Origin of the sequence: Actinoplanes oblitus, from assembly GCF_030252345.1 — a bacterium.
In the GTDB taxonomy this organism is placed as follows: domain Bacteria; phylum Actinomycetota; class Actinomycetes; order Mycobacteriales; family Micromonosporaceae; genus Actinoplanes; species Actinoplanes oblitus.
Genome location: NZ_CP126980.1, coordinates 3,258,248 through 3,276,940 on the forward strand (window position 1 = coordinate 3,258,248; position 18,693 = coordinate 3,276,940).

The 18,693-nt window shown below is 73.6% G+C and carries 19 protein-coding genes; 12 read left to right on the plus strand and 7 right to left on the minus strand.

What is annotated here, in order from left to right:
• Nucleotides 1–3: 3 nt before the first annotated feature.
• From Actob_RS14555 to Actob_RS14565, 3 genes are all read right to left on the minus strand, one after another.
• A complete protein-coding gene (locus tag Actob_RS14555; RefSeq protein WP_284920703.1) occupies nt 4–969 on the minus strand; it encodes an aldo/keto reductase in 966 nt (321 codons plus the stop codon).
• A gap of 68 nt (nt 970–1,037) precedes the next feature.
• Nucleotides 1,038–3,368, minus strand: coding sequence for an ABC transporter permease (locus Actob_RS14560; protein ID WP_284920704.1), 2,331 nt, complete (start codon nt 3,366–3,368; stop codon nt 1,038–1,040).
• Nucleotides 3,365–4,054: an ABC transporter ATP-binding protein gene (locus Actob_RS14565; RefSeq protein WP_284920705.1), complete on the minus strand. Its 690-nt coding sequence runs from the start codon at nt 4,052–4,054 to the stop codon at nt 3,365–3,367. Before Actob_RS14565 ends, Actob_RS14560 begins: the two co-directional genes overlap by 4 nt.
• A 240-nt stretch (nt 4,055–4,294) precedes the next feature.
• Here Actob_RS14565 and Actob_RS14570 point away from each other — a divergent pair, with 240 nt between their 5' ends.
• From Actob_RS14570 to Actob_RS14605, 8 genes are all read left to right on the plus strand, one after another.
• The gene (locus Actob_RS14570; RefSeq protein WP_284922323.1) at nt 4,295–5,011 is read left to right on the plus strand and encodes a sensor histidine kinase; all 717 of its coding nucleotides are present in this window, start codon (nt 4,295–4,297) and stop codon (nt 5,009–5,011) included.
• The gene (locus Actob_RS14575) at nt 5,008–5,715 is read left to right on the plus strand and encodes a response regulator (protein WP_284920706.1); all 708 of its coding nucleotides are present in this window, start codon (nt 5,008–5,010) and stop codon (nt 5,713–5,715) included. Before Actob_RS14570 ends, Actob_RS14575 begins: the two co-directional genes overlap by 4 nt.
• 243 nt (nt 5,716–5,958) lie before the next feature.
• Nucleotides 5,959–7,098, plus strand: coding sequence for an acyl-CoA dehydrogenase family protein (locus Actob_RS14580; RefSeq protein WP_284920707.1), 1,140 nt, complete (start codon nt 5,959–5,961; stop codon nt 7,096–7,098).
• A 35-nt stretch (nt 7,099–7,133) separates the two neighbouring features.
• Nucleotides 7,134–7,595, plus strand: coding sequence for an Lrp/AsnC family transcriptional regulator (locus Actob_RS14585; RefSeq protein WP_284920708.1), 462 nt, complete (start codon nt 7,134–7,136; stop codon nt 7,593–7,595).
• A 72-nt stretch (nt 7,596–7,667) separates the two neighbouring features.
• Nucleotides 7,668–8,234 (plus strand): maleylpyruvate isomerase N-terminal domain-containing protein, encoded by a 567-nt coding sequence (locus tag Actob_RS14590; RefSeq protein ID WP_284920709.1) that lies wholly within the window; start codon nt 7,668–7,670, stop codon nt 8,232–8,234.
• 67 nt (nt 8,235–8,301) lie between these two features.
• Complete coding sequence (locus Actob_RS14595) at nt 8,302–9,087, plus strand: alpha/beta hydrolase (protein WP_284920710.1); 786 nt, start codon at nt 8,302–8,304, stop codon at nt 9,085–9,087.
• A gap of 10 nt (nt 9,088–9,097) precedes the next feature.
• Nucleotides 9,098–9,967, plus strand: a complete 870-nt coding sequence (locus Actob_RS14600; RefSeq protein ID WP_284920711.1) for an aminoglycoside phosphotransferase family protein — start codon at nt 9,098–9,100, stop codon at nt 9,965–9,967.
• Between the two features lie 251 nt (nt 9,968–10,218).
• Nucleotides 10,219–11,031 (plus strand): hypothetical protein, encoded by an 813-nt coding sequence (locus tag Actob_RS14605; protein WP_284920712.1) that lies wholly within the window; start codon nt 10,219–10,221, stop codon nt 11,029–11,031.
• A 49-nt stretch (nt 11,032–11,080) separates the two neighbouring features.
• Here the strand turns inward: Actob_RS14605 and Actob_RS14610 are convergent, their stop codons facing one another.
• Both Actob_RS14610 and Actob_RS14615 read right to left on the minus strand, forming a co-directional pair.
• On the minus strand, nt 11,081–11,554 hold the full coding sequence (locus Actob_RS14610; protein WP_284920713.1) for a hemerythrin domain-containing protein: 474 nt from the start codon (nt 11,552–11,554) through the stop codon (nt 11,081–11,083).
• A gap of 317 nt (nt 11,555–11,871) precedes the next feature.
• Nucleotides 11,872–12,771, minus strand: a complete 900-nt coding sequence (locus Actob_RS14615; RefSeq protein WP_284920714.1) for an arylamine N-acetyltransferase family protein — start codon at nt 12,769–12,771, stop codon at nt 11,872–11,874.
• A gap of 27 nt (nt 12,772–12,798) precedes the next feature.
• Here Actob_RS14615 and Actob_RS14620 point away from each other — a divergent pair, with 27 nt between their 5' ends.
• Nucleotides 12,799–13,083 (plus strand): putative quinol monooxygenase, encoded by a 285-nt coding sequence (locus Actob_RS14620; protein WP_284920715.1) that lies wholly within the window; start codon nt 12,799–12,801, stop codon nt 13,081–13,083.
• A 225-nt stretch (nt 13,084–13,308) separates the two neighbouring features.
• On the opposite strand, the gene Actob_RS14625 is transcribed toward Actob_RS14620, so the two are convergent.
• A complete protein-coding gene (locus tag Actob_RS14625; RefSeq protein ID WP_284920716.1) occupies nt 13,309–14,181 on the minus strand; it encodes a class I SAM-dependent methyltransferase in 873 nt (290 codons plus the stop codon).
• Between the two features lie 131 nt (nt 14,182–14,312).
• On the opposite strand from Actob_RS14625, the gene Actob_RS14630 reads away from it, so the two are divergent.
• Nucleotides 14,313–14,504: a CsbD family protein gene (locus Actob_RS14630; protein WP_284920717.1), complete on the plus strand. Its 192-nt coding sequence runs from the start codon at nt 14,313–14,315 to the stop codon at nt 14,502–14,504.
• Between the two features lie 88 nt (nt 14,505–14,592).
• Here the strand turns inward: Actob_RS14630 and Actob_RS14635 are convergent, their stop codons facing one another.
• The gene (locus Actob_RS14635) at nt 14,593–15,948 is read right to left on the minus strand and encodes a KamA family radical SAM protein (RefSeq protein WP_284920718.1); all 1,356 of its coding nucleotides are present in this window, start codon (nt 15,946–15,948) and stop codon (nt 14,593–14,595) included.
• 191 nt (nt 15,949–16,139) lie between these two features.
• On the opposite strand from Actob_RS14635, the gene kdd reads away from it, so the two are divergent.
• Together kdd and Actob_RS14645 are read left to right on the plus strand one after the other, a co-directional pair.
• Entirely contained in the window at nt 16,140–17,153 is a 1,014-nt protein-coding gene (gene kdd, locus Actob_RS14640; RefSeq protein ID WP_284920719.1) for an L-erythro-3,5-diaminohexanoate dehydrogenase, read from the plus strand.
• A gap of 4 nt (nt 17,154–17,157) precedes the next feature.
• On the plus strand, nt 17,158–18,693 hold the full coding sequence (locus tag Actob_RS14645; protein ID WP_284920720.1) for an amidohydrolase: 1,536 nt from the start codon (nt 17,158–17,160) through the stop codon (nt 18,691–18,693).

Sequence of the window (18,693 nt, forward strand, 5' to 3'; positions counted from 1 at the left end):
GGGCTAGTAGCCGATCACCGCGTGTGGCCGGTACGGCGCCTCCAGGCGGGCGATCTCGTCCTCGGTCAGCTTCAGGTCGACGGCCGCCACCGCGTCGTCGATGTGCCGCTCCTTCGACGCGCCGATGATCGGTGCGGTGACCGCCGGTTTGGCCAGCAGCCAGGCCAGCGCCACCTGAGCGGCCGGCACCGCCCGGGCCGCCGCCACCTCGGCCACCGCGTCGGCGACCAGGAAGTCCTCCTCCTGGGACAGCCGCGCCACCAGCGGGTCCCGCTGGGCCCGGCGGGTCTCGGCGGCCCGGCCGCGGGCCAGCACGCCCTTGGCCAGCGGGCTCCACGGGATCACGCCGACCCCCGAGTCCAGGCAGAACGGGAGCATCTCCCGCTCGTCCTCCCGGTACGCCAGGTTGTACTGCGGCTGCATCGACACGAACCGGGTCCAGCCGTGCCGCTCGGCCACGTGCTGCGCCTTGGCGAACTGCCACGCGTACATGCTGGAGGCCCCGATGTAGCGCGCCTTGCCGGCCCGGACCACGTCGTGCAGGGCCTCCATGGTCTCCTCGATCGGCGTGCCGTGGTCCCAGCGGTGGATCTGGTAGAGGTCGACGTGGTCGGTGCCGAGCCGGCGCAGCGACGCGTCGATCGCCGCCATGATGTGCTTGCGGGACAGACCCCGATCGTTCGGCCCCGGGCCGGTCGGGAAGAACACCTTGCTGGCCAGCACGTAATCGTCGCGGTTCGCGAAGATCGACCGCAGCAGGCGCCCGGTGATCTCCTCACTGACCCCGTCGGAGTACATGTCGGCGGTGTCGAAGAAGGTGATGCCGAGCTCGGCCGCGCGCCGCACGATCGGGCCGGCCGCCTCCTCGTCGAGCACCCAGTCCCGCCAGGCGGCCGAACCGTACGTCATCATGCCGAGGCAGATCCGGGACACCTGGAGTCCTGTCCCGCCGAGCCGTCCGTAGTCCATGATCCGAGCCTATTCGTGCCGGGTATCGCCCGGCTGCCCGGTTCGTGCCGGGCAGCCGGTGCTCTGGGTCACTCGTTGTGCAGGACCCGGGCGATGGTGAGCCGGGCCGCCGACCGAGCCGGGAACAGCGCCCCGGCGACCGCGATCAGCACGCCGGTCAGGACGAGCGGAACGAGCAGGGCCGGGGTCCAGACCGTCACCACCGACGTCGGCAGGTGGGCCTGGGCCGCGCGGGACACCATCGCCACCACGACGCGGTGCACGGCGATCCCGAGCGGCAGGCCGAGCAGCCCGCCGATCACACCGAGCGCCGCCATCGAGGTGACCATCATCGTCACCACCTGCCGCGGGGTCATCCCGATCGACTTGAGCATGCCCAGGTCACGGCGGCGTTCCAAGGCGTCGAGGGCGACCGTGTTGAGCACGCCGAGCGACGCGACCAGGGCCAGCAGCACGCCGAGCACTGTGGAGAAGCCGGTCACGATGACCGCGAAGTCGTCGGTGCCGACGTTGTTCCACACGTCCAGGCCGCTGTCGGCCGAGCGCACCGCGGCGACGTACCCGTCCAGGTCGGTACCCGGGGTGACCTGCACCTGGTACTGGAAGTCGCTCGGCTCCAGGTGCGGATCCGGGATCGCGGTGACCAGGGCCGCCCACTCGGCGAGCAGCGCGGGCGGGCCGGAAGGTCCGCGGACCGTCTCGCCGACGATCCGGAAGGTGGTGCGCCGGCCGCCGGACTCGACGGTGACCGGGTCACCCACCTTCCACCCCCGCTGGAGCAGCAGTTTCGACGGGGCGACCACCTCGTCCGGCGCCGTCATCCAGTGGCCCCGCAGCAGCTGGGCGCGGTAGCCCAGCTCGGCCACCTCGCCGCGGGCGAAGTTGACCGGGAGCGGGTCGCTGCCGCCCGGCACGCTCAGATCGGTGTTGGCGAACACCCCGACCCGGGCGGCGCCGGGCAGGCCCCGCAGCAACTCCTCGACCCGGGCGTCGGTGCGGGTGGTCGGTGCGCCGAAGGCCGGGTCCAGCCCGCGCACCCCGATGTCGCCGCTGACCTGGTTGTCGATAGCGGTCACCCGGTTCAGCGTGCTGCCCAGACCGGTCGCGAACGTCACCGTGGTCACCCCGAGCAGCAGCGCGGCCATGGTCAGCGCGGTCCGGCCGGGCCGGGCGAACGGCAGGCCCAGGCCGAGGCTCACCGCCCGCGGCAGGCGGGAGCCGCTGAGCGCGCGCTGGGCCCGCAGGCCGCGCCCGCGCCGCTGCGCGCTGCCGGCGCTGATCGCCTGCGCCGCGGAGAGCCGGTGCGCCCGGCGGGCCGGTACCAGTGCGGCGACCAGCACCAGCAGCGGCACGCCCAGCAGCGCGGCCAGCCACACCCACCAGCGGATCGAGGTGTCACCGAACCCGAAGCCGCGGAACGCCTGGCCGATCAGCCCCTGGCCGCCCAGGGCGCCGATCACCGCGCCGGGCACGGCACCGGCCACCGCCGGGACCGAGGCCATCAGCAGGTAGACCGCGACGACCTGGCGCGGGGTGAAGCCGATCGACTTGAGCACGCCGATGTGCCGGTACCCCGAGACGACCGCGCCGGAGACCACGTTGGCCACGATCAGCACCGCCACCAGCAGGCCGAACACCCCGAACGCGCCGAGCAGCGGCAGGTAGGTGCCGAGGTCCTGGGCGGCCTCCTCCTTGAGCGCGAGGTACGGCTCGGCGGCGATCAGCGCCCCGCCGGGGAGCCCCGTGGCCACCCCGGCCTGGCGCGCGGCCACCGCCTCCCGCGTCGACACGTCACCGGCGAACCGGTAGAGCATCTGCCACCCGGTCGGGTGCAGCGCCCGCGCCTGCTCGGGGGTGACCCAGCCGTCCGCCGACTCGCTGATGCTGTCGGCGAACCCGACCACCTTCAGCGTGACCCCGCCCGCGGCGACCTCGGTGAGCCCGGCGAGCGGACCCATCTCGACATCGTCGTCCGGCGGGAAGGCCAGCACGATCTCACCCGGCGCGGACGGCCATCGGCCGCGCCACAGGTCGAGCCGGTCGACGGCGCCACCCGGATCGGCGCGTCCGACCACGGTGATCGGGCCCGGCATCGGCAGCCGCCCGGTCCCGTGCTCCGGCTCCAGCACGACCTGGGCGAACGGTCCGGCCGCGGCGGTCACCCCGGACCGGGCCGCGCTCAGCTGTGCCTCGGTCACCCGGCCGGGGTCGTAGGCGGCCACCGAGTGGGCGCCCTGCCGGGCCGCGAACGCCCTGTCGAAGGGCGCGGACGACGCGTCGAGCAGGGCGAGCGAGACCACAGTCGTGGCGCCGCAGAGCAACACCACCAGGGCGATCAGGAACGTCTGCAGCTTGCGGCGCCGGATCGCGGCCCGCGCCGCCCGCCACACGGCGCTCACGCCCGCTCCAGCGCGGCCTCGTGGGCGATCCGCCCGTCCCGCATCTCCACCAGCCGGCTCGCACAGCGGTGCGCCAGCCGCTCGTCGTGCGTCACGATCAGCAGCGTCTGACCGATCTGGTTCAGATCCAGCAGCAGGTCCATCACCTGCTCGCCGGCGTGCGAGTCGAGGGCGCCGGTCGGCTCGTCGGCCAGCAGCAGGGCCGGCCGGTTCATCAGCGCGCGGGCCACCGCCACCCGCTGCCGCTCGCCACCGCTGAGCGCTGCCGGATAGACGTCGCGCCGGTCGGCGATGCCCAGCTCGTCGAGGAGCTCCAGGGCACGTTTGCGGGCCGGGCCGGCCTTGCTGCCGGTCAGCTGGGCGGCCAGGGCCACGTTGTCCAGCGCGGGCAGGTCGTCCAGCAGGTTGAAGAACTGGAAGATCATCCCGAGGTGGTGCCGGCGGAACAGGGCCAGCCCGGTCTCGTTCATCGTGTCGAGGCGCTCGCCGTGCACCAGGACCGTGCCGGTGGTCGGCCGGTCCAGCCCGGCGATCATGTTGAGCAGGGTGGACTTGCCGCAGCCGGACGGGCCCATCACGGCCACCGCCTCGCCGGGGCGGATCTCCAGGGACACCCCGTCGAGGGCGGCGGTCTCCCCATACTCCTTGCGCACCCCATCGAGGCGCACCACCGTCTCGTTCGTCATGGCCGGTACGCTACGGAGGCGGGCCCGGCCCGGCATCGGGCCGTGGGCTGACATCCCACCGGTGTAGTACCAGGGATGTATGCGGTGTCGGAGCACGGGAGGATGTGCCCGCGCCGCGGTTCTGCCAAGGTGTTGTCCGTGGAGACGCTGGTGCTGGCCGGAGCGCTGGGGACGGCCGTGCTGGCCGCCGCCGGGCTGTGGATCGCGCTGGTCCGGGCCCGCCGCCGGCACGCGCGGGCGATGGGCGAGCGCGGCTGGCTGCTGGAGCGGGAGCGGGAGGCCGCCGCCCGGGCCGCCGTCGGCGAGGAGCGCGCCCGGATCGCCCGGGAGCTGCACGACATCGTCTCGCACAACGTGAGCGTGATGATCGTCCAGACCGCCGCCGCGCGCGAGGTGCTGACCGCCATGCCGGACACCGCGGCCACCGCCCTGACCGAGGTGGAGAAGGCCGGACGGACCACCATGACCGAGCTGCGTCACCTGCTCGGCCTGCTCGCGCCGGACGCCGCCGGAGCCGACGACGACGCCGATCTGGCCCCGCAGCCCACGCTGAGCGCGCTCGGTCCGCTGGTCGACCGGATCGCGTTCGCCGGGTTGCCGGTCGAGGTGCGGGTCTCCGGCGAGCCCCGGCCGCTGCCGTCCGGCATCGACGTCACCGCCTACCGTGTCGTGCAGGAGGCGCTGACCAACGCGCTGAAACACGGCGCCGGCGGCAAGGCCGAGGTGACCATCCGCTACGCCGAGCGAGCGCTGCGGGTGGAGGTGCTGACCACCGGGCCCAGCGTGCTCACCGGGGATGCCGTGCCGCGAGGCGGCGGCGCGGAGGACTCCGGCGCCGGTCGCGGTCTGCTCGGCTTGCGACAGCGAGTTGCGGTGTACGGCGGTCAGCTCGACGCCCGGCGCCGGCTCGGTGGGGGCTTCCGGGTGCGGGCACGGATCCCGGTGGCGGGGGCATGACGGCGTACCCCCATGATCCGGAAGCCTCCCGCAGCGCGCCGCCGCCCGTCGGCCGGCCCGCCCCGCGCGTGCTCGTCGTCGACGACCAGGAACTGATCCGGGCCGGGTTCCGGCTGATCCTGACCGCGCGGGGCATCGACGTGGTGGGTGAGGCGGCCGACGGCGCCGAGGCGGTCGAGGCGGAGCGGCGGCTGCGGCCGGACGTGGTGCTGATGGACATCCGGATGCCGGCCATGGACGGGCTGGAGGCGGCCCGGCGGATCCTGGCGCGCAGCCCACACTGCCGGGTGCTCATGCTCACCACCTTCGACCTGGACCGCTACGTCTACTCGGCGCTCGCCATCGGGGCCAGCGGCTTCCTGCTCAAGGACGTGACCGCCGACCACCTCGCCGCGGCGGTCCGGCTGGTCGGCACGGGCGACGCGCTGCTCGCGCCGTCGATCACCCGGCGGCTGGTGCAGCGGTTCGCCGGCGGCCAGCCGGCCGTGCACCGGGACCTGTCGCCGCTCACCCCGCGTGAGATGGAGGTGCTCACCCTGCTCGGGCGTGGTCTGTCGAACACCGAGCTGGCCGGCGAGCTGACGCTCAGCGAGGCGACGGTCAAGACGCACGTGGCCCGGATCTTCGCCAAGCTGGATCTGCGCGACCGCGCGCAGGCGGTGGTCCTCGCCTACGAGACCGGGCTGGTCACGCCCGGCTCCTGAAATCCCTGCCGGACCCCGGCGGCAGGTTTCCGGCCATGGTCCCCGGATGGGACGTCGTCGACGAGGCCGGACGGGGATCCCGGTCGGGGCGTCCGTGCCGTGGTCCCGGCGGCCGGTCGCCGGCGTGCCATCTCGGGCTGAAGCCGCCGGAGCGCCATCCGCGGTGAGGTCGCCGGCGTGCCATCTCGGGTGAAGAGGTGGGTGGGCTGTGCCGCCGGGTTGAACGAGCGTTAAGCTTGCCTGGTGACAGTGGATCGACTGCTTCCCACCCCTGAGGCACACGACCTGCTCGACCTGACGCGTGAGCTCGCCACCCGAGAGCTGGCCGGCAAGGTCGACGACTACGAGGCGCGCGGCGAGTTCCCCCGGGAGGTGCTGCGCACGCTCGGGCGCTCCGGGCTGCTCGGCCTGCCCTATCCGGAGGCGGACGGCGGTGCCGGGCAGCCGTATGAAATCTATCTCCAGGTCCTGGAGATCCTCGCCGGAACGTGGCTCGGCATCGCCGAGGCGGTCAGCGTGCACACGCTGTCCTGCTTCCCGGTGGCCGGTTTCGGCAGCGAGCGACAGCGCAAGGCGCTGCCCGACATGCTCGGCGGCGAGCTGCTCGGCGCCTACTGCCTGTCCGAGCCGCACGGGGGCTCGGATGCGGCGAACCTGGCCACCCGCGCCGTGCCGGACGGCGACGACTGGCTGGTCAACGGGACCAAGGCGTGGATCACCCACGGTGGGTACGCGGACTTCTACAACCTCTTCGTGCGCACCGGCGGCCCGGGTCCGAAGGGGATCTCCTGCCTGCTCGCCGACGCGACCACGCCGGGTCTGTTGCCGCAGGCCCGGGAGCGTCTGATGGGTCTGCACTCGTCGGCGCCGGCGCAGATCGTGCTGGAGGACGCCCGGGTCCCGCACGATCGCCTGGTCGGCCGGGAGGGCGAGGGGTTCGCCATCGCCATGCAGGCGCTGGACGCCGGTCGGCTCGGCATCGCGGCGTGCGCGGTCGGGCTGGCCCAGGCCGCCATCGACTACGCGACGGCGTACGCGCGGGAGCGCGAGCAGTTCGGTCAGCCGATCGGCCGGTTCCAGGGCGTCGGGTTCATGCTCGCCGACATGGCCACCCAGGTCTCGGCGGCGCGGGCGTTGCTGCTGTCGGCGGCCCGGTTGAAGGACGCCGGCCGGCCGTTCTCGATCGAGGCGGCGAAAGCGAAGCTGTTCGCCACCGACGCCGCCATGCGGGTCACCACCGACGCCGTGCAGGTCCTGGGCGGGTACGGATACAGCGCCGATCACCCGGTCGAACGCTGGTTCCGGGAGGCCAAGGTGCTGCAGATCGTGGAGGGCACCAACCAGATCCAGCGCATGGTGATCGCCCGGTCGCTGACCGGCTGAGGCTCGCCGCTCGCCCGGTCGTTACTCTTACCCGCGTGGAAGAGATCGACCGGGCGATCGTGTCCGCCCTGACCGCGGACGGCCGTCTGTCGTACACCGACCTGGCCGAGCGGGTGGGGCTCAGCGTCTCCGCCGTGCACCAGCGGGTGCGGCGGCTGGAGCAGCGTGGGGTGATCTCGGGGTACACGGCGAAGGTCTCCTACGAGGCGCTCGGCCTGCCGTTGACGGCGTTCGTGGCGATCCGCCCCTTCGATCCGTCGCAGCCGGATGACGCGCCGGAGCGCCTGGCGCACCTCACGGAGATCGACTCCTGCTACTCGGTGGCGGGGGAGGACTTCTACATGCTGCTGGTGCGGGTGAAGAGTCCGGCGGATCTGGAGCGGTTGCTGCAGGACATCCGTACGGCGGCGAACGTGACCACCCGCACGACGGTGGTGCTCTCCACGCCGTACGAAAATCGGCCTCCTCGCATCGCACCGCCCGCACCCGCCGAATGACTCGGGCCTAGCCTCCTAGGACGCGCTGGACGATGTGCGCCGCGACGCGGATGAGCTGGCAAGCTGAGAGGCATGAAAGCGAGCGACGTCGCATCGGCGCTGGACGAGCTCCGGCGCGCACTCGGCCCGCACACCGCCGGCGACTGGACGGTCCGGGCCGGTGACCTGGACTGGAGCTGCCGCGACACCGCCGTGCACATCGCCCACGATCTGCTGGCTTACGCGGCCCAGCTGGCCGGCGCGACTGACGACGGCTATCTCCCGCTCGACCTGACCGTCCGCGAGTCGGCCGGCCCGGCGGAGATCCTGCGGGTCGTCGCGGCCGCCGGAACCCTGCTCGCCACCCAGCTGCGGGCGGCCGAGCCGACCGACCGGGCGTGGCACTGGGGGCCGACCGACCCGTCCGGGTTCGCCGCGCTCGGCGTCAACGAGATCCTGCTGCACACCTATGACATCGCCCGGGGCCTGCGGATCGGGTGGCGGCCACCGGCGGCCGCCTGCGCCGCGGTCCTGGCCCGCCTCTTCCCGGACCATCCGGCCGGCGACCCGGTCCAGGCGCTGCTCTGGTGCACCGGCCGGATCGCCCTTCCCGATCTGCCGCGCCGCACCTCGTGGACCTTGCGGGCCGCCGTGGAGTGATGCCCGTGTCGGGTCCGCCTGGTGCGCGTTGTTGTTGTGGCGACGCGACCGAAGGGCGGAACGACTCATGCGACGACGAACCCTGCTGGCCGCCGGAGCGGTGGTGGCCTCGGCGTCCGCCGCCGGCGCATGGGCCTACCGGTCCGGTGAGGCGGCCGTCACGCCGCTCGGCGTCCCGTCCGTGCCGCCCGGACCGGAACGCTGCGAGCTGCGATATTCGAAGGCCCGCGGGGTGACGGTCGACTTCTACACGGCGGTTCCGGCCGGGCACGGGGACGGCGCCGGGCTACCGGTCTGCCTGGTGCTGCACGGCGGGTCGAAACGGCCGGCCGACTTCGCCGGGATCGGGCTGGGCCGGTTCCTGACCGACGCCGTCAACCGGGGAGCGGCGCCGTTCGTGCTGGCCGGGGCGACCGGGGACCGGCTGGCCTGGCAGCCGAGCGGGCGCGACGACCCGCAGCGGATGCTGCACGAGGAGCTGCCGGCGTGGTGCGCGGCGCGTGGCTTCGACACCGGCCGGCTGGCGGCGTGGGGCTGGTCGATGGGCGGTTACGGGTCGTTGCTGCTGGCCGAGACGTTTCCGCGGTTCGTGCGCGCGGTCGCCGCGTTCTCCCCGGCGGTGTCGCCCGGCGATCCGGTGTTCCGGGACGTGGCGCGGCTGACCGGGACGCCGGTCGGCCTGTGGTGCGGGAAGGCGGATCCGCTGCTGCCGAACGTCCGGGCGCTGCGCCGGTCGTTGCCGGCCGCCCCGGAGGCCGGCAGCTTCGGGCCGGGCAAACACAATTTCGAGTACTGGAGCACCGCCATTCCGGCGGCGTTCCGTTTCGTGGCGGCGCGGTTGTCCGCGGGATAGCCTGCCCGCCATGGTCACGGTGCCGGAGGCGTTCGCGCGGTGGCGGGCGCACGTCGACGGCGACGAGGGCCGGGCCTGGGTCGCGTCGCTGCCGGCCCGCGTCGAGCGCTTGGCCGGGCAGTGGGATCTCCGGCTCGACGACGCGGCGCCGCTGCACGGTGCTCAGGCGCTGGTGCTGCTGGTCACGCGCGATGACCGGCCGCTGGTGCTCAAGCTGAGCGCGCCGCGGGACCCGACCACCGCGACGGAGGCAGCCGGGTTGCGCGCCTGGGCCGGGCGCGGCGTGGTCGAGCTGGTGGCCGCCGAGCCGGGCGCGCTGCTGCTGGAACGGCTGGACCACACGCGCAGCCTGCATGACCTGCCGATCCTGCAGGCAGCCGAGGTGGCCGGCGGGTTGATCCGGACCCTGGCCGTCGCCGCGCCGGCCGGTCTGCCGCAGGCCGGTTCGGGCATCGCGGCGACGCTGGGGGATCGGCAGCGAAGGCTGGGCGATCCGGTTCCGGACCGCTTTCTCGCCAGAGCTTTCCGGTACGCGGCGGAGCTGCCCGGAGTCGGCGAGAACGTCCTGATCCACGCGGACCTGCATTACGGCAACGTGCTCGCCGGTACCCGGCGGCCGTGGCTGGCCATCGACCCGCGTCCGTTGCGCGGGACGCCGGAGTACGCGGTTCCGGAGCTGATGTGGAACCGGGCCGACGAGGTCGCCGATCTCCCCGGCCTGCTGTCGGCGCTGGTCGAGGCGGGTGGGCTGGACGCCGAGCTGGCGCGCGGGTGGGTGATCGTGCGGTGTGTCGACTACTGGCTCTGGGGAGTCGAGCGGGGGCTGACCATCGACCCGGTGCGGTGTGAGCGGGTGCTGGCCGCGCTGCTGCCGGGGTGATCCCGGGCGGATCGCCGACCACCTTGCGCAGGTGGCGGCGCGGTCGGCCGGGGTGCCGGCGATTCCGGACCACCGGCACGCGCCGGCGATCACCACGCCGGGCGGCCTCGCGCCGTTCCCGCGGGCGGTTCCGGCCGAGGCGACCAGCGGCCAGCTGATCGGGCTGGCGCAGATCTTTCTCGGCGGGCGGGACTGTCGTAGGCGTCTCGTAGGGTGCCGGCATGGGTTTCGTCCCGGCTGAGGGAGGCGCTGTGCGAGATCGCCTGGTTGACGCGTGGCTGCTCGAGGTGGCACAGCCGGCCGGTTTCCGGTCCGCCGGCCCGGCGGCACCGGCCCAGTTCATCGATCTGGTGGAGCGCGGCGTGCTGACGGTCCGGCCCGGCGGACCCGGGGTGGTGGGCACGCTCGCCGATCCGGGCGCGGCCACCGGCGCGGCAGCGGGCGGGCTGCTGGCCGTGCTGTTCGCGGGCGGGCGCACGGAGGTGTTGCTGACCCGGGGGCGGTTCGCGGCGGCGGCGGGTCCGCTGCGCCGGGCGGGGCGGCGCCGGGCCCGGGAGGCCGGCCTGTGGCGGACGGCGGTGTCGGTGCCGCGGGCCCTGGTCGCGGTGCTCGGGCTGGCCGCCGTCACGGGTGGGCTGCTGTCCCTGGCGGCGGCCGCCTTCATGCCGAGCTGGGTGTCACCGGCGGTGCTGGCCGGGCTGACGTTCGCGGTGCCGCTCGCGGTGTTGCAGCTGCGGGACTGGGCGGCGCCCCGGGTGCTGACGACGGCGGGGCAGGCGGCGCTCGACGAGCTGCTGGCACACATCGCGGCGTGCCGGGCCGATCCGGACGCCCGGTTCGGTGACCGGGTGGCCTATGGGTTGATGGTCGACTGGCGGGACGGCGCGCAGGAGCCCCCGGTGTGGGCGACCGGGATCGCGGTGGCGGGCCCCGAGGCCGCAGGCGAGGTTGTCGCCGCCGACCGGCAGGCGACGGTGGAGCTGGTCCGGCTGGTGGTGGCGGCCTTCGCCCCCGGGCTCCGCAGCCCGGCGTTCGACGGTGGCGGGGGAGGCGGCGGATCCTGACGACCCGGCGGCCGCCCCGACTTTCGTTCCGGGACGGCCGTGCTCGGCGTTACCGGGGTGGGCGCAGGCGCAGGACCGGGGTGGACCAGCCGGTGTCGGGGACCCCGGCGTCCAGGGCGGTGGCCAGGGCCCGTTCCTCGTAGCGGAAGTGCGACTCCATGATGGCGGTGAGGCCGTCGAGTTCCCGCTGGATCGTGGCGGGGTCGCCGGCTTCGGCCGGGTTCGCGCCGGCCAGCGACGCGATGCGGGTCAGGATGCCGGTGATCAGGCCGTGGTCCTCGATCAGGTTGTCGATCGTGGGGGCCAGGTCGGGGCGTTCCCGGAGCAGCGCGGCGAAAAGGCCGGTGTCCTCGCCCCGGTGGTGGGTGGTCAGGGCGGTGCAGAAGGCCAGGCAGTGGGTGCGCAGGTCGTCCGGGCCGAGCCGGCCGGCCCGGAGGGCGGCCAGGCGCCGCCGCAGTTCCTGGTGTGCTTCGGCGAGTTGGTTGCTGAGCGCCGTGATCCGGTCGCTGGTGGGGGAGGCCACGAGGGCAGTCCCTTCGGTTCCGCACCTCCATGCCCGGCGCGGTCCGCCGCCGACACGCGATGCTGCCGCCATCCGATCACGGCCGCCCGCGACGCGGCAAGTACGGTCACGCGCCTCGTTCAGGCCGGCGATGGCCGGTGCCCGGGGTGGCGGTCCGGGCCGCCCCGCGCCCCGCGCTCGCACCCTGGGCGCCACGCCCCCGCCACGCCCGCGCGCCACACCGGCCCGTACACCGGCCCCACGCTCCACGCCTCGCGCCTCGCGCCTCGCTTCGCGTGAGCCGGGCACCGGGCGCCGGGCACCCATGGTGAGTGGAGTCAGACCGTGGCCGGCGGAGTGGCGGCCGGCTGCGGATCACCGCTGGCCGCCCGGCGGGTCAGCCACTGCTCGTGTGCGGTGCTGAGGCGGGACCACAGGGCGTCGCGACCCGCCCGGCTCACGTCGGCGAAGGTGATGCCGAAGATGTCGGCCATCGCGGCGAAGTAGTCGGCGCGGGTGGTCAGCTCGGTGCGGCTCGGCTGGGCGCCGACTCGGGTCAGGATCAGGGTGCGCATGATGTCGACGCCTGTCGCGTCGCGGCGGGCGGCGGTGGCGACGCGCACGAACCCGGACTCCGGTGACGTCGACAGGTGCTCGTGCCGTTCGGCGAAGGCGGCCATCGTGGCCGGCTCGGCGCGGAAGTCCATGCCGAGGAACGAGCCGCGCGGATCGTGGTCGAAGCGCCACCCGCCGGGCTCGGCCTCGGACGGCCGCAGCCGGTAGTGGAAGCCGCCCTGCTCGTAGTCGCCGGCCACCAGTGGCAGCGGGCCGTGCAACCCGTCGCCCATGCCCAGGTCGACGAGCCAGGCGCCGTCCGGGGAGGCCGGCGCGGGCAGGCCGGTGACGGTCAGCACCAGGTGGTTGGCGTTCGCCCCGGCCGGGTCGCCGGCGGTGCCCTGTACGCCGCCGACGTGCCGGGTGACCTGGTAGCCGAGCGCCCGCAGCAGCGCCGAGAACGCCCCGTTGAGGTGGAAGCAGTAGCCGCCTCGCCCGGCCACGATCCGGCGCGCGGAGTCGAGCGGGTCGATGGTGGTGGGCCGGTCCAGCCAGATCTCCAGGACTTCGTAGGGCACCCGCTCGGCGTGTGCGGTGTGCAACGCGTGCAGAGCGGGCACGCTTGGCGGGTGCCCGGCGTGGTCACCGAGCCCGAGCCGGTTCAGGTAGGCGTGAACATCCACGATCGGACCCTATCCACCGGAGGCCAAGTGATCATCATCGCTGGGGAGCTGCGGGTCGCCGCCGAGGAGCGCGACCGCTATCTGCTCGGGGTCGCCGAGGTCGCGCGGCTCGCCCGTGGTGCCCCGGGCTGCCACGATTTCGCCCAGACACCCGACCCGATCGAACCGGACCGCATCCTGGTCTACGAGCGCTGGTCCTCCGACGAGGACCTGCTCACCTTCCGCAACGCCGGCGGCCCGGCCCTCGACCTGCCCCCACTCCTGTCGGCTGATGTCAGCAAATATCGGATTTCCGCAGTCGAAGCCCCTTGAGGCCGACCGGAGGACCCTACGACGGGCTCCGGTGGGGCGCGGCCCGAGAGGCCGAGGGGACGCGGGGCCTGAGGGGCGGGTGGAAGGCGGGGCGTGAGAGGCCGGTGGGCCGCGGAGCCTGAGGGGCCGGGTGGGGGTGCGGGGCCTGAAGGACAGGTGGGCGCGGTGCCGGATGGCCGGATCAGGCGCGGACCGCGGCAGGCGCGGTTGTTCCGGGGGACGCGCTCAGCCGGCCAGCTCCGCGTAGGCGCATTGGGTCAGGTACGGCAGGGCGTAGGAGTCGCTGCCGAGCAGGGCGGGATGGGTGGCGGTGAGCTGACGGACCTGAGCGAGGACGGCGGCGCGTTCGTCGGCCGGGAGCAGGATGACGCCGCTGCGGGAGGCGACCAGGTCGAGCAGTTCGCCGGGGCGCAGGGAGTGTGTCCAGCCGATCCGGGTGCTGGTGACCGGGCCGAACGGCGGACCCATCGCGGTGTCCCGGGCGCGGTCCTCGCGGCCGATGATGGTGCCGAGCCGGTGTACCCAGTCGGTGCGTTCGTCGCGCAGGTTCCAGATCAGGCCGAGCCGGCCACCGGGGGTCAGCACCCGGGCGATCTCCGGCAGGGCGCGGGCCGGGTCGACCCAGTGCCATGCCTGTGCGACCAGCACCACGTCCACGCTGGCGTCGGGCAGCGGCAGCCGCTCGGCGGTGCCCAGGTGGGCCGGCACTCCGGGGACGGCCCGGCGCAGCTCCGCGAGCATCCCCTCGGACGGGTCGACAGCCGTCACGTCCAGGCCGCGTGCCCTGATCTGCCTGGTCAGCTTGCCGGTCCCGGCGCCCAGGTCGAGGACCCGCGGCCGCCCGGCGGGCAGCAGGAAGTCGAGGGCGGCTTCGGGGTAGGGAGGCCGGCCCCGCTCGTAGGCACCGGCGGCCACCCCGAAGGAGGCGGCGGCAGCGGCCCGATCGCCCGAACCGGAGGCCGCGGAGGGCGAGGGCGAGGCGGAGGCCGCGGCGGCGGAGGGCGAGGTGGGAGCCGCGGCGGGCAGGGCGGAATGCGCGGCAGAGGCCGGGAAAGGGGCGGCCTGGGAAGCATGGGGCGGAATCGCGTCACGATACACGAAAGCGATCGTATTTCGCGTTCCCCCGCGGCCGGCGGACTGCTCGTGCGATCACCGGGAGTTTCGGGATCGGGCCGGATGGGCACCTCAAGGGTCGAGGCACCCCGTAAACGACCACGGAGGGTTGACTGATGAGCTTCACCGACAAGGCCAAGAACAAGGCCGAGGAGCTGGCCGGCAAGGCCAAGCAGGGCATCGGCGAGGCGACCGACAACGAGCGCCTCTACGCCGAGGGCGAGGCCCAGGAGGCCGCCGCGCACACCAAGCAGGCGGGCGAGCACGTCAAGGACGCCGGTCGCGACGTCCGCGACGCCTTCAGCTAGGCCGCATCCCGACGGTCCCGGAAGGCGACGCCTTCCGGGCGACCGTGAGACCACGCGAGAAGGGGCCCCGGATCCGGGGCCCCTTCTCTCACGCGGTCTCTTGCTTGCGCCACCAGTCCTGGCCGGACTCCGGAAGCGTGTCGATCGGGTCGTAGTAGGCGTAGAGCTTCGACAACGCCTCGCTGTCGTCCTTCTCGATCGACGTCCGGTAGTTCTTCGTCCAGTACGAGATGCCGTGCTCCCGGTCGTAGTCGGCGACCATGTGCACCCAGCGCTTGCCGACGAACGGCACGTCGCAGACGATCCGCGGCGTCGCGTAACCCGGCAGGTAGCCCATCAGGTCGTGCTGCAGCTGCTGGGCGTGCCAGACCGGCACCCGCCAGTGCTCCGCGTTCGGGATCATGTCGCACATGTAGAAGTAGTACGGCAGGATCCCCGCCTCGCCCTGCAGCCCGAAGCACAGGTCCAGCAGGTCGGCGGTGCTCGCGTTCACCCCGCGCATCAGCACGCCCTGGTTGCGCACGTCGCGCACGCCGATCTCGAGCAGCGTCTGCGCGGCCCGGGCCACCGTCGGGGTCAGCGAGTTCACGTGGTTGACGTGGGTGTGCACGGCCAGGTTGACCCCGCGCCGCTGGGCGGTCACCGCGACCCGGTGCATCCCCTCCACCACGTCGTCCTGCAGCCAGTGCTGCGGCAGGCCCATCAGCGCCTTGGTGGCCAGCCGGATGTCGCGCACGGTCGGCACCGAGAGCAGACCCATGAGGTACGCCTCGAGCTGCTTCCACGGCACGTTGGCCACGTCGCCGCCGGAGACCACCACGTCCCGTACGCCGGGGTGGGTCTTCAGGTAGTCGAGGTGGGCGGCGTAGCGGTCCACCGGTTTCTGGATCAGCTTGAGTTTCGGCACCGTGGGGGTGCTGTTGCCGACCAGGTCCATCCGGGTGCAGTGCCCGCAGTACTGCGGGCACGTGGACAGCAGCTCGGCCAGCACCTTCGTCGGATAGCGGTGGGTGAGGCCCTCGGCCACCCACATGTCGTGCTCGTGCAGCGAGTCGCGGCTGGCGTTCGGGTGCGACGGCCAGTCCAGGCGCCGGTCGCTGGCCACCGGCAGCATGTAGTTGCGCACCGGGTCGGCGTAGAACGACGCGGTGTCCGGCACCCGGTCCGGCACCATGGTGTTGAGCATCTGCGGCGGGATCAGCATCGACATGGTGGCCAGGCGCTGCTGGTCCTCCTCCAGGTCGGCGTAGAACGACTCGTCGACCAGGTCGCCGAGCACCGCCCGCAGCTGCTTCGCGTTCTTCACACAGTTGACCCGCTGCCACTGGGCGGACTGCCACTGCGCGGCGGTGACGTCACGCCACCCGGGGAAGCGGGTCCAATCCGGCTCCACCAGCTCGCGCCGCTGGTACTCGTAAGGCTGTCCGGCGGAAAGCTCGGCCACCGCGTCCTCCCTGGATGACGTAGCCGTCTCGCCGGCCCTGGATCACAGGGGCGGCGGCACGACCTGATTTACGTGCTCGGCTTGACGAGAACCCAACCTACTGGAGAATCTTCGGTCTAGAAACCCAAGGTCCAAAAGATTTACGGTAGAGCGGCACTTGCAGACGAGGGTTTAACGTGAGGGAGCTGTTGATGGCGGGATCAGTGGGTCTGAACCGGGTGCTCGAGCCGGCCGGGGTGCTGCCCCAGGCCGCCTGGCGTCTGGACGCCTCCCCGCGGATCGGCCCGGACGAGGTGCGCATCCGCGTGCAGCGGCTCAACCTCGACGCCGCCAGCTATCGGCAGCTGGCCGAGAAACATGCGGGAGACGGCGAGAACATCCGGGCCGAGGTTCTGGAGATCGTCGAGACGCGCGGCAAGATGCACAACCCGGTGACCGGCTCGGGCGGCATGCTGATCGGCGTGGTCGAGGAGGTCGGCCCCGAGTCGCCGCTGCCGGTCAAGGTGGGCGACCGGGTCGCCACGCTGGTGAGCCTGACCCTGACGCCGCTGCGGATCACCGACGACCTGCAGGGCTGGGACGGGCTGTCCGAGCAGGTGCCGGCGGACGGCACGGCGATCCTGTTCGGCCGCTCGATCGTCGGGGTGCTGCCCGACGACCTGTCCCCGGAGCTGGCCCTGGCCGTCTACGACGTGTGCGGCGCCCCGGCCCTGGTCGACCGGATCGTCCGGAAGTATCCGGATCCGACCGTCGTCGTCCTGGGCGGTGCCGGCAAGAGCGGCTCCCTGTCGCTGGCCGCGGCGAAACGCGCGGGAGCGCGTACCAAAGCAATCGTGGTCTCCGCGGCGGAGCGTGACGCGCTCAGCGGCACCGGGCTCGCCGACGACATCGCGATCGCCGACGCGCGGGACGCCGTCGCGCTGGCGGCGGCGGCCGGGTCGAACGACATCACCGTGGTCTGCGTGGACGTGCCGGGCTGCGAGCACGGGGCGATCCTGTCCACCGCACCCGGCGGCACCGTGATCTTCTTCTCGATGGCGACCAGCTTCGCCGCGGCGGCGCTCGGCGCCGAGGGCCTGGCCGCCGACGTGACGATGCTGATCGGCAACGGCTACGTGCCCGGGCACGCGGAGTTCGCCGTCGACCTGCTGCGCACCACCCCCGCGGTGCGGGAGTTGTTCGCCAAGCGGATCGCGGGAGACTGACCGCATGACTATTCCCCTGGTCCGCTACACCAACGGTCGCTTCTACTCCGCCGCCGAGCCGCGCGCCACAGCGATGCTCGTCCGCGGCGGCACCATCGCGTGGCTGGGTGACACGGCCGACGTCCCCGCCGCCGACCGCACCGTCGACCTGGACGGTGCGCTGGTCACCCCGGCGTTCGTCGACGCGCACCTGCACGCCACCGACACCGGTCTGGCCGTCGACGGCCTCGACCTGTCCGGGGTGCGCTCGGCCGGCGAGCTGCTGGACGCGGTCGCGGCGTTCGCGGCCACCCGGCCGGCCGGCGCCGTGGTGCACGGGCACGGCTGGGACGAGTCGACCTGGGCCGAGCAGACCCCGCCGACCGCCGCCGAGCTGGACCGGGCCGCCGGCGGCCGCCAGGTGTACCTGTCGCAGGCGTCGGTGCACTCGGCCCTGGCGTCCTCGGCGCTGCTGCCGGCGGCCGAGGGGGTCGACGGCTACCACCCGTCCGGCTGGGTGCGCGAGCACGCGCACCACGCGGTCCGGGCGGTCGCGCTCGGCGCGCTCACCCCGGAGCAGCGGACCCTGGCGCAGCGCACCGCGCTGCGCCGGGCCGCGTCGATGGGCATCGCCGCGGTGCACGAGTGCGGCGGCCCGGGCACCTCCAGCGAGGCCGATTTCCTGTCGGTCCTGGCGCTGTCCGGGCAGGGCCTGCCGCAGGTCTTCGGGTACTGGGGTGAGCTGGGCGGCGCCGAGCGGGCCCGGGAGCTGGGCGCGCACGGCGCGGCCGGCGACCTGTACGCGGACGGCGCGCTCGGCTCCCGCACCGCGTCGCTGCGCGCGGCGTACCACGACGGCGACCACGGCTGCGGCGAGGCGTTCCTGACCGCCGAGCAGGCCGCGCAGCACCTGCTCGACTGCGTCCGGATCGGGTTCCAGGGCGGCTTCCACGCGATCGGCGACGCCGCCATCGACACCGTCCTGGACGGGTTCGCGCTCGCCGCCAAGCAGGTCGGCGTGGACGCCCTGCGGGAGGGGCAGCACCGGATCGAGCACGTCGAGCTGATCGACAAGGCGATGATCGCCCGGATGGTCGAGTTCGGCGTGATCGCCTCGGTGCAGCCGGTCTTCGACGCGCTGTGGGGCGGCCCCGACCGGATGTACGCCCAGCGCCTCGGCGTGGAGCGGGCCATGCTCACCAACCCGATCGGTGCCCTGCACGCGACCGGGGTGGCCCTGGCCTTCGGCTCCGACTCGCCGGTGACCGCGCTCGACCCGTGGGCGACGGTGGTGGCCGCGGCCGCCCCGCGCAACCCGGCCTACCGGATGAAGGTGCGGGCGGCGTTCGCCGCCGCGAGCCGCGGTGGCTGGCGCGGCGCCGGGGTGAGCGGGGTGGGCGTGCTGGCGCCCGGCGCCTCGGCCACCTTCGCCGTCTGGGACACCCCGGGCGGCGTCAGCGAGGGTCTGCCGGCGCTGCTGCCGGACATCGACGGTGTGGTTCCGCGGCGGCCGATCTGCCGCCGCACGGTGCTGCACGGCGAAACCATCTACGAGAACTAG